Here is a 10,244-nt window from a genome sequence, read left to right on the forward strand (position 1 = left end):
CGCCGAGCTCGCCGACCGGCGCACGACCGCTTCCCGCCCGCCGTGCGCGTCGCGGCGATCGCGGGGGAGCCGGCGGCGGTCGCCCGCGCCTCGGCCGAGGTCGCGGCTCTCGACGGCGTCGATGTCCTCGGTCCGGTCGAGCTCGGCGACGACCGCGTGCGGGCCATCGTGCGCTTCGACTACGCCCGCGGTGACGAGGTCGCGCGACTGCTCAAGGCCGCACTCGTGAAGGCGGCCACGAGCCGCGCGCCGCGCATCCCCGGCACGCCCCCGCGCCGGCGCACCGTCCCTCTCCGCGTGCGCTTCGACGACCAGGAGCCCTTCGACGACCCCGGGGGAGCGCCGCCCGGCGCCCGCACCGCCGCCGCGTCCGGGAGGATGGAGGGATGACCGCCCTGCGCCTCGTCGTCGCCGGCAGCCCCTCGGCCGCCGTTCCCACCCTCGACGCCCTCGCCGCGAGCGAGCACGAGATCGTCCGCGTCATCACGCGGCCGCCCGCGCCGCTCGGCCGGAAGCGCGTGCTCACACCGACGCCCGTCGCCGCGCGCGCGACCGAGCTCGGCCTTCCCGTGCTCGAGACGACGCGCCTCGCCGAGCTCGAGCCCGAGCTCCTGCCGCTCGACGTCGACCTCGGCGTCATCGTCGCGTACGGCGGGCTCGTGCGCGAACCGCTCCTGAGCTGGCCGCGCCTCGGCTGGATCAACCTGCACTTCTCGCTGCTCCCGCGCTGGCGCGGTGCCGCGCCGGTGCAGCACGCGATCATCGCGGGCGACGAGGTGACGGGCGCGACGGTCTTCCAGCTCACCCCGGGGCTCGACGAGGGCGACTGGTTCGCCCAGGAGCGCGAGACGATCGGCGCGCACCGCACCGCCGGAGCGCTTCTCGACGCGCTGAGCGTCTCGGGCTCCGCGCTCACCCGGGGCGTCGTCGACGGCCTCGCCGCGGGAGCCCTCACCGCGCGCCCCCAGGAGGGCGAGCCGACCTTCGCGCCGAAGCTCGTGCGCGACGACGCCCGGATCCGCTGGGGCGAACCCGTCGAGGCCGTGCACGCGCGCATCCGCGGCGTCACTCCTGAGCCCGGCGCATTCTCCACGGCCGGTGACGGCGCGGTCCTCAAGGTCCTCGAGGCGACCCCCGCTCGCGACGCCCGTTCGCTCCCGCCCGGCGCGTGCGCGCTCGACGGCCGCCGCGTGCTCGTCGGCACCGCGACGGCGCCGCTTGAGCTCGTGCGTGTGCAACCCGCCGGCCGCTCGGCGATGAGCGCGGGCGACTGGGCGCGCGGCCTCGGCGCCGACGCGCTGCCGGTGCTGTCGTGAGCGCGGTGCTGTCGTGAGGAACGTGCGCGGAGGGGGCGGCCCCCGCGGCGGCGCTGCTCGCGGCTCCGGCTCCGGCCGCACCAAAGCTCCGAAGGCGACGCCCGGGCCCGCCGGCGCCCCCGTCGAGCGCCCCGCTCGTCGTTCCCGGCTCCCCGCGACCGCGCGCGGCGTCGCCCTCGAGGTCGTCCGCGCCGTCGCCCGCGACGACGCCTACGCGAACCTCCTGCTGCCCGTCGCGATCCGCCGCGCCCGCCTCAGCACCGCCGACTCCGGGCTCGCGACCGAGCTCGCCTACGGCACGCTGCGCCGGCGCGGTCTCTACGACGCGATCATCGTCGAGGCCTCCGGGCGCGGAGTCGACCGCATCGACGCTGACGCGCTCGACGTCGTCCGCCTCGGCGCTCATCAGCTCCTCGCGATGCGCGTCCCCGCCCACGCGGCCGTCGGCGAGACCGTCGAGCTCAGCCGCGCGATCGGCGCCCACCGCGCGACGGGGTTCATCAACGCCGTGCTGCGCCGCATCGCCGAGCGCTCCGAGCAGGAATGGACCGACCTGCTCCTCGCCGACGAGACCGACCCGGATGCCCGCCTCGCGATCGCTACGGCGCATCCCCTCTGGGTCGTGGCCGCCCTGCGATCCGCGCTCGAGCGCGAGGGGCGCGGTGCCGAGCTCCCCGTCCTCCTGGCGGCCGACAACGCCTCGCCGCGCGTGACGCTCGTCGCCCTGCCCGGCCTCGCGGTCGTCCCGCCCGAGCTCGAGGGGTCGCGCACGCACCACTCGCCGCTCGGGTACGTCTCGCCGAGCGGCGATCCGGCCGCGGACCCCGAGGTCGCCGCGGGGCGCGTCCGCGTCCAGGACGAGGGCAGCCAGCTCGCCGCGCTCGCGCTCAGCCGCGCCCGCCCCGTCACGGCGGGCGAGCGCTGGCTCGACCTCTGCGCCGGCCCCGGCGGCAAGGCCGCGCTCCTCGCGGCCGAGGCGATCGCCGGGGGAGCGACCCTCGTCGCCAACGAGGTCGTCCCGGCGCGCGCCGAGCTCGTCCGGAAGGCCCTCGCCCCGCTCGGCGACGGCATCGAGGTGCGCACGGGCGACGGGCGCACGATCGACGCCACCGACGCCGAGGGCTTCGACCGCATCCTGCTCGACGCCCCGTGCACGGGTCTCGGCGCTCTCCGGCGCCGACCCGAGGCCCGCTGGCGCAAGACCGCGGCCGACGTGCCGGAGCTCGCGGCTCTGCAGACCGAGCTGCTCGAGTCTGCGATCGGAGCCCTGCGCCCCGGTGGCCTGCTCGCCTACGTGACGTGCTCGCCGCATCCCGCCGAGACGCGCGAGGTCGTCGATCGCGTGCTCGCGAGCGACACCGTGGCCACGGCCGGCATTCGGCGCGTCGACACCGGGGCGGTGCTCGCCGGCGTCGTGCGCGAGCCGCTCGACCTCGGCGACCTCGACGGCGCCGTGCAGCTCTGGCCGCACCGGCACGGCGGCGACGCGATGTTCATCCAGCTCCTCGAGCGCCCCGCACCCGAGGCGGGCCCCGCCCTCGATACGCTTCGAGCGTGACCGTGCGCATCAACCCGAGCATCCTCTCCGCCGACTTCGTCAACATGCAGCGCGACCTCGAGCGCATCGGCTCCGCCGACCTCGTGCACGTCGACGTTATGGACAACCACTTCGTGCCGAACCTCACCTTCGGCCCGCAGATGGTGCGGCGCATCCAGGAGGTCTCGCCCATCCCGCTCGACGTGCACCTCATGATCAGCGACGCCGACCGCTGGGCCCCCGGCTACGCCGAGCTCGGCGCGTTCTCGGTCACCTTCCACGCCGAGGCGGCGACGGATGCCGTGGCCACCGCGCGCGCGATCCGCGACCGCGGGGCGCGCGCCGGCCTCGCCGTCAAGCCGGGCACGCCCGTCGAGGGCTACCTCGACCTGCTCCCCGAGTTCGACCAGGTGCTCGTCATGACGGTCGAGCCCGGCTTCGGCGGGCAGTCGTTCATGGCCGACACGATGCCGAAGCTCCGCGCGCTGCGGCAGGTCGTCGAGGCGGACGGTCTCGACGTCTGGCTCCAGGTCGACGGCGGCATCACGGTCGACACGATCGGCATCGCGGCCGAGGCGGGCGCCGACACCTTCGTCGCCGGGTCGAGCGTGTACGGCGCGGATGACGTCGAGCGCGCGATCGCCGAGCTGCGGGTCGCCGCGGCCGCGCACGCGCACTGACCCCGCCCCGGGCATCCGCCCCCTGCCCGTCTGGTTGGATGGAGGCATGAGCGAACTCACCAAGCCCGAAATCGACTTCTTCGAGGGCCCTGCACCGCAGGAGCTCGTCATCACCGACCTCGTCGTCGGCGACGGCCAGGAGGCCGCGCCCGGCTCGACCGTCGACGTGCACTACGTGGGCGTCGAGTTCGACTCGGGCGAGGAGTTCGACGCGTCGTGGAACCGCGGCTCGTCGATCAACTTCCCCCTCGGCAGCCTCATCGCCGGCTGGCAGCAGGGCATCCCCGGCATGAAGGTCGGCGGCCGACGCCAGCTCGTCTGCCCGCCGCACCTCGCCTACGGCCCCGCCGGCGGCGGCCACCGGCTCTCGGGCAAGACCCTCGTCTTCGTGATCGACCTGCTCGGCGTCAGCTGAGCCGCACCGGGCGGCGCGGGATGCCCAGCGCCGCCCGGTAGCCTGGTCGATCGTGAAGACCTTCGACGCCCTCTTCGCCGAGCTCGGCGAGACCGCCCGCACGCGACCCGCCGGGAGCGGCACCGTGGAGCGACTGGACGCGGGCGTGCATGCGATCGGCAAGAAGATCGTCGAGGAGGCAGCCGAGGTCTGGATGGCGGCCGAGTACGAGAGCGACGACGCGACGGCGGAGGAGATCTCGCAGCTGCTCTACCACTTGCAGGTGCTCATGCTCGCGAAGGGCCTGAGTCTCGACGACGTCTACAAGCACCTCTAGGCCGATGCCCGCCACCCCGCAGCCCGCCACCACCCCGCAGCCCGCCGCGCGTCCCGCGGCCGACGAAGAGACCCCCATGCTGAGAATCGCGGTGCCCAACAAGGGCTCCCTCTCCGAGACCGCCGTCGAGATGCTCGTCGAGGCCGGCTACACCGGCCGCCGCGACCCGCGCGCCCTCACCGTCGCCGACCCGCGCAACGGCGTCGAGTTCTTCTACCTGCGCCCGCGCGACATCGCGACCTACGTCGGCTCGGGCGCCCTCGACGTCGGCATCACGGGCCGCGACCTGCTGCTCGACTCCGGCTCCGAGGCCGTCGAGATCCAGTCCCTCGACTTCGGCGACTCGACCTTCCGCTTCGCCGCGGTGCCGGGCACCGTGCACGAGCTCGCCGACCTCGAGGGCCGCCGCATCGCGACGAGCTACCCCGGGCTCGTCGGCGCGTTCCTCGCCGACCACGGCGTGACGGCGCAGCTCATCCGCCTCGACGGCGCGGTCGAGTCGGCCGTCCGGCTCGGCGTCGCCGACGCCGTCGCCGACGTCGTCTCGACGGGTTCGACCCTCCGCGCGCAGGGCCTCGAGATCGTCGGCCCGGTCATCCTCGAGTCGACCGCGGTCCTCATCTCCGCCAAGCCCGAGCTCCCCGGCATCGCGACCCTCCAGCGGCGCCTGCAGGGCGTGCTCGTCGCCCGCCAGTACGTGCTCATCGACTACGACCTGCCGCGCGAGCTCCTGCCGCAGGCGCAGGCCGTCACGCCGGGCCTCGAATCGCCGACCGTGAGCCCGCTCGCCGACCCCGACTGGGTCGCCGTCCGCGCGATGGTGCCGCGCCACGAGACCAACCACGTCATGGACGCGCTGTACGACATCGGCGCCCGCGCCATCCTCGTCACCCCGATCCACGCCGCCCGCATCTGATGAGCGTCGCCGTCCGGGTCATCCCGTGCCTCGACGTGGCGGCCGGCCGCGTCGTCAAGGGCGTGAACTTCCTCAACCTCCGCGACGCGGGCGACCCCATCGAGCTCGCGCGGAAGTACTACGAGCAGGGAGCCGACGAGATCACCTTCCTCGACGTCAAGGCGACCGTCGACAACCGCGACACGATGTACGACGTCGTGCAGGCGACGGCCGAGCAGGTCTTCATCCCGCTCACCGTCGGCGGGGGAGTCCGCTCGACCGAGGACGTCGCGAAGCTCCTCGCGCACGGCGCCGACAAGATCGGCGTCAACAGCGCCGCGATCGCGCGCCCCGCGCTCATCGACGAGATCGCCGACCGGTTCGGCGCGCAGGTGTGCGTGCTGTCGCTCGACGTCACGCGCGACGCCTCCGCCGAGAGCGGCTTCGTCGTCACGACCCACGGCGGCCGCACCCGAACGAGCATCGACGCGCTCGCCTGGGCCCGCGAGGCGATGGAGCGCGGCGCGGGCGAGCTCCTCGTCAACTCGATCGACGCCGACGGCACGAAGGCGGGCTTCGACACCGAGCTCATCGCCGCGATGCACGAGCTCGCCGTCGTCCCCGTGATCGCCTCGGGCGGAGCGGGCGCGCTCGAGCACTTCGCCCCCGCGATCGCCGCGGGGGCCGACGCGGTGCTCGCCGCGAGCGTGTTCCACAACGCCGAGCTCACGGTCGGCCAGGTGAAGGACGCCCTGCGCGCCGAGGGAGTGAAGATCCGATGAGCGACGCGATCCGTCCCGACCACGAGAGCCCCGCCCACGATCACGACGCCCCCGTGACGATCGACGAGGATGCCGCGGCCTCCGTCGTGGCCCGCGCGCACTTCGACGACCGGGGCCTCCTGCCCGCGGTAATGCAGCAGTGGGATTCGCGCGAGGTCCTCATGCTCGGCTACATGGACGCCGAGGCCCTGCGCCGCACGCTCACGACGGGTCGCGTCACCTACTGGAGCCGCTCCCGCCAGGAGTACTGGCGCAAGGGCGACACGAGCGGCAACGTCCAGCTCCTGCGCGGCGCCGAGCTCGACTGCGACGCCGACACGCTGCTGCTCCAGGTCGAGCAGATCGGCCCCGCGTGCCACACGGGCGCGCGCCGCTGCTTCGACGTCGATTCCTTCCTGCCGCTCGACGCGGCATCCCGCACCGACCCGCGCCCGGAGGAGGACGCCCGATGACCACGACGACGCGCGCCGACTTCGACCGCCAGCTGGGCGGCGCCCGCGTCGTGCCCGTCGTCCGCGAACTGTTCGCCGACGCGCTCACGCCCGTCGGCCTCTACCGCGCCCTCGCGGAGGACCGTCCGGGCGGCTTCCTCCTCGAGTCCGCCGAGCAGGGCGGCATCTGGTCGCGGTACTCGTTCATCGGCGTGCGCTCGTTCGGCGTCCTCACCGAGCACGATGGGCGCACCGCGTGGCTCGACTACGGAATCCCCGCCGAGCGCGCGTTCGGCGGCGACGTCTCCGAGCGCACCCTCGACGCCCTCGACGCGCTCTACGCGCGCTGGGCCTCGCCTCACGACGCGAGCCACCCGCCGCTCACGGGCGGCCTCGTCGGCTTCATCGGGTGGGACGCCGTGCGGCAGGTCGAGAATCTGCCGGATGCCCCGCCGAGCGATTTCCCCTGCCCCGAGCTGGCCTTCGCCTTCGTGAGCGAGCTCCTCGTCATGGACCACCGCCAGGGCACCGTGTCGCTCGTGGTGTCGGTGCTCGCCGACGGCGTCGACGAGCCCGACGCGATGTGGGCGCACGCCCAGCAGCGTCTGGACGCGCTCGAGGCCGAGCTCGGCCGCCCGGCCCGCACGGAGCCCGCGCACATCGACCTCCGGGCCGAGCCCGAGCCCCAGCCGCGCTCGACGCCGGAGGAGTTCCAGGCCTCGGTCGAGGCCTCGAAGCGCTTCATCCGCGATGGCGACGTGTTCCAGGTCGTCATCGCGCAGCGCTTCGATCACCCGCTCACGGCATCCGCCCTCGACGTCTACCGCGTGCTGCGCGCCCTCAACCCCTCGCCGTACATGTACGCGCTCACGCTCACGACCGCCGACGGCGAGCCCTACGCGATCGTCGGCTCCTCGCCCGAGGCGCTCGTAAAGGTCACCGACGGCCGCGTCTACTCGCACCCGATCGCGGGCTCGCGCCCCCGCGGCGAGACGCCCGAGGCCGACCAGGAGCTCGCGGAGGAGCTGCTCGCCGACGCCAAGGAGCAGGCCGAGCACCTCATGCTCGTCGACCTCGCCCGCAACGACCTCTCGAAGGTGTGCCGCGCGGGCACGATCGAGGTCACCGAGTTCATGCAGGTCGAGCGGTTCAGCCACATCATGCACCTCGTCTCGAGCGTCGAGGGCGACATCCGCCCGACCGCGTCACCCATCGATGTGTTCCGCGCGACGTTCCCCGCCGGCACGCTGAGCGGCGCACCGAAGCCGCGCGCGCTCGAGATCATCGACGAGCTCGAGCCCGCCCGCCGCGGCGTCTACGGGGGAGTGGTCGGCTACTTCTCGTTCTCCGGCGACGTCGATCTCGCGATCGCGATCCGGACGGCGTTCCTGCGCGACGGCGTCGCGCGCGTGCAGGCCGGTGCGGGCCTCGTCGCCGACTCCGACCCCGCCTCCGAGCACCAGGAGGCCGTCAACAAGGCCGCGGCGCCCCTGCGGGCCGTCGCGATCGCGAACGCGCTGCGGGCGGCGACGACGTGACGCCTCGCCGCGTCCGCGCGCTCGCCCTGCTCGCGCCGCTCGTCGTCGCGGCACTCGCCCTGCTCTCCTGGACGCAGCCATGGGTCGACGCCGCGCTCGACGACGGCCGGCCGGTCACGGCGGCGGGGGATGTCGCGGCGCCGGCGCTGCCCGCCCTCGCTCTCGCCGCGCTCGCTCTCGTCGCCGCGCTCGCGCTCGCGGGCCGCGTGTTCCGCGTCGTCCTCGGCATCCTCCTCGCGCTGCTGTCCTCCGCGATCGTGACATCCGCCGCCCTCGCGCTCGGCGACCCCGTCGGGGCCGCCTCCGCCGCGGTGACCGCGCTGAGCGGCGTCGACGGCGACGAGTCGGTGCGGCAGATCGTGCAGTCGGCGGCGCTCACGGCCTGGCCGTCCGTCGCTCTCGTCGCGGGCATCCTCGGCGCTCTCGCGGGCATCGGAATCGCCCTCACGGCGCGCCGCTGGCCCGAGCGCGTGCGCAAGTACGACGCCGTCCGCACCGCACCGACCGACGACCCGGCGACCGAGGGCCGCGCCGATCGGCTCGACGCGTGGGACGCCCTGAGCGACGGCCGCGATCCGACGGCAGGGTAGACTCAGGGGGCTCCCCGTAGCCTGATCCCGGCGGAGCACCCCCGCCAGAACTCGACGCTCGAGGAGAACAATGAACGCGCAGTCCGACCCCGGCCACGGACACTCGCCCGCCGCCTGGACGGCCGTCACGATCATCCTCGTCGCATTCACGATCGGCACGCTGGCCTTCTGGTTCGACGTCCCCGCCGTCGTGTGGGCGAGCGCCGGTCTCGTCGTCGTCGGTCTCGTCGTGGGCGCCCTCATGGCCCGCGCGGGCTACGGCGCCAAGGGCCCGCGCTACTCGCCGAAGGCGCACCACTAGCGTGCTCGGCGACCTCGTCGCCGGGGCCCTCGCCGACGCCGCTCGCCGGCGCGAGCAGCGTCCCCTCGCGGCCGTCGAGGCGGATGCCCTCGCGGCTCCCGCGGCGCTCGACGCCCTCGCGGCGCTCGCCCCGGCCGACCGCATCAAGGTCATCGCCGAGGTCAAGCGCGCGAGCCCCTCCCGCGGCGCGCTCGCGGCCATCCCCGACCCCGCCGCCCTCGCCGCGGAGTACGCAGCGGGCGGCGCGAGCGCGATCAGCGTCCTCACCGAGGAGCGCCGGTTCGGCGGCAGCCTCGACGACCTCGTCGCGGTGCGCGCCGCGGTCGCGACCCCGCTGCTGCGCAAGGACTTCATCGCCGAGCCCTACCAGGTGCTCGAGGCGCGCGCCGCGGGCGCCGACCTCGTGCTCCTCATCGTCTCCGCCCTCGACGACGCGACGCTCGCGAGCCTCCACGCGCTCATCCTCGAGCTCGGCATGACGCCGCTCGTCGAGACGCACGACGCCGACGAGGTCCGCCGCGCGGTCGACCTGGGCGCCTCGCTCATCGGCGTCAACGCCCGCAACCTGTCGACCTTCGAGCTCGACCGCGACCTGTTCGGCCGCCTCGCGCCCCTCATCCCCGCGGGCACCGTGACGGTCGCGGAGTCGGCCGTCCTCGGCGTCGACGACGTCATCCACTACCGCCGATCCGGAGCCGACGCCGTGCTCGTCGGCGAAGCACTCGTGACGGGCGGGAACCCCCGCGCCGCACTCGAACGATTCCGGGAGGTCTCATGAGCCTGCGCAGCATGACCGGGCCCTACTTCGGCAGCTTCGGCGGCCGCTTCGTGCCCGAGTCCCTCATCGCCGCCCTCGACGAGCTCGACGCCGCGTACACCGCGGCCAAGAACGACCCCTCCTTCGCGGACGAGCTCGCCGAGCTGCACCGCACGTACACGGGCCGGCCGTCGATCATCACCGAGGCGCCCCGCTTCGCCGAGCACGCGGGCGGCGCACGCATCCTGTTGAAGCGCGAAGACCTGAACCACACGGGCAGCCACAAGATCAACAACGTGCTCGGCCAGGCTCTGCTGGCAAAGCGCCTCGGCAAGACGCGACTCATCGCCGAGACGGGTGCCGGGCAGCACGGCGTCGCGAGTGCGACCGCCGCCGCCCTGTTCGGCATGGAGTGCGTCGTGTACATGGGCGCCGTCGACACCGAGCGGCAGGCGTTGAACGTGGCCCGCATGAAGCTGCTCGGTGCCGAGGTGGTGGCCGTCCAGACCGGGTCGCGCACGCTGAAGGACGCCATCAACGACGCCATGCGCGACTGGGTGGCGAACGTCGACACGACGCACTACCTGCTCGGCACCGTCGCGGGCCCGCACCCGTTCCCGACCATGGTGCGCGACTTCCACGCCGTCATCGGTACCGAGGCCCGCGAGCAGGTGCGGGAACTCACG

General features: G+C 74.2%; 13 protein-coding genes and 1 pseudogene. All 14 read left to right on the plus strand.

The window, feature by feature from the left end; all coding sequences use genetic code 11:
* Positions 1–390, plus strand: a pseudogene (locus tag Q7T15_RS01970) (hypothetical protein); the annotation flags it as partial.
* 5 nt (positions 391–395) lie between these two features.
* Complete coding sequence (locus Q7T15_RS01975) at positions 396–1,316, plus strand: methionyl-tRNA formyltransferase (RefSeq protein WP_304692777.1); 921 nt, start codon at positions 396–398, stop codon at positions 1,314–1,316.
* Positions 1,317–1,329: 13 nt separating this feature from the next.
* Positions 1,330–2,874: an RsmB/NOP family class I SAM-dependent RNA methyltransferase gene (locus Q7T15_RS01980; RefSeq protein WP_304692753.1), complete on the plus strand. Its 1,545-nt coding sequence runs from the start codon at positions 1,330–1,332 to the stop codon at positions 2,872–2,874.
* The gene (gene rpe, locus Q7T15_RS01985) at positions 2,871–3,533 is read left to right on the plus strand and encodes a ribulose-phosphate 3-epimerase (RefSeq protein ID WP_304692755.1); all 663 of its coding nucleotides are present in this window, start codon (positions 2,871–2,873) and stop codon (positions 3,531–3,533) included. Before Q7T15_RS01980 ends, rpe begins: the two co-directional genes overlap by 4 nt.
* A 46-nt stretch (positions 3,534–3,579) precedes the next feature.
* Positions 3,580–3,948: an FKBP-type peptidyl-prolyl cis-trans isomerase gene (locus tag Q7T15_RS01990; protein ID WP_055861184.1), complete on the plus strand. Its 369-nt coding sequence runs from the start codon at positions 3,580–3,582 to the stop codon at positions 3,946–3,948.
* Positions 3,949–4,000: 52 nt separating this feature from the next.
* Entirely contained in the window at positions 4,001–4,264 is a 264-nt protein-coding gene (locus Q7T15_RS01995) for a phosphoribosyl-ATP diphosphatase (RefSeq protein WP_304692759.1), read from the plus strand.
* A 76-nt stretch (positions 4,265–4,340) separates the two neighbouring features.
* Entirely contained in the window at positions 4,341–5,180 is an 840-nt protein-coding gene (gene hisG, locus Q7T15_RS02000) for an ATP phosphoribosyltransferase (protein WP_304692761.1), read from the plus strand.
* Positions 5,180–5,941 carry an imidazole glycerol phosphate synthase subunit HisF gene (gene hisF, locus Q7T15_RS02005; protein WP_304692763.1) on the plus strand — a complete coding sequence of 254 codons (762 nt, stop codon included), beginning with the start codon at positions 5,180–5,182 and terminating at the stop codon, positions 5,939–5,941. Before hisG ends, hisF begins: the two co-directional genes overlap by 1 nt.
* Entirely contained in the window at positions 5,938–6,393 is a 456-nt protein-coding gene (gene hisI / locus Q7T15_RS02010; protein WP_304692765.1) for a phosphoribosyl-AMP cyclohydrolase, read from the plus strand. Before hisF ends, hisI begins: the two co-directional genes overlap by 4 nt.
* On the plus strand, positions 6,390–7,910 hold the full coding sequence (locus Q7T15_RS02015) for an anthranilate synthase component I (RefSeq protein WP_304692767.1): 1,521 nt from the start codon (positions 6,390–6,392) through the stop codon (positions 7,908–7,910). Before hisI ends, Q7T15_RS02015 begins: the two co-directional genes overlap by 4 nt.
* Complete coding sequence (locus Q7T15_RS02020; protein ID WP_304692769.1) at positions 7,907–8,500, plus strand: Trp biosynthesis-associated membrane protein; 594 nt, start codon at positions 7,907–7,909, stop codon at positions 8,498–8,500. The genes Q7T15_RS02015 and Q7T15_RS02020 overlap by 4 nt, the downstream gene beginning before the upstream one ends.
* 70 nt (positions 8,501–8,570) lie before the next feature.
* On the plus strand, positions 8,571–8,801 hold the full coding sequence (locus Q7T15_RS02025) for a DUF6704 family protein (protein WP_304692771.1): 231 nt from the start codon (positions 8,571–8,573) through the stop codon (positions 8,799–8,801).
* Between the two features lies 1 nt (position 8,802).
* Positions 8,803–9,579, plus strand: coding sequence for an indole-3-glycerol phosphate synthase TrpC (trpC, locus tag Q7T15_RS02030; protein WP_304692773.1), 777 nt, complete (start codon positions 8,803–8,805; stop codon positions 9,577–9,579).
* The coding region (locus Q7T15_RS02035) for a pyridoxal-phosphate dependent enzyme (RefSeq protein WP_304692775.1) at positions 9,576–10,244 on the plus strand (669 nt) is incomplete at its 3' end. The genes trpC and Q7T15_RS02035, both read left to right, overlap by 4 nt.

Source organism: Microcella sp. (genome assembly GCF_030645145.1).
GTDB lineage: Bacteria > Actinomycetota > Actinomycetes > Actinomycetales > Microbacteriaceae > Microcella.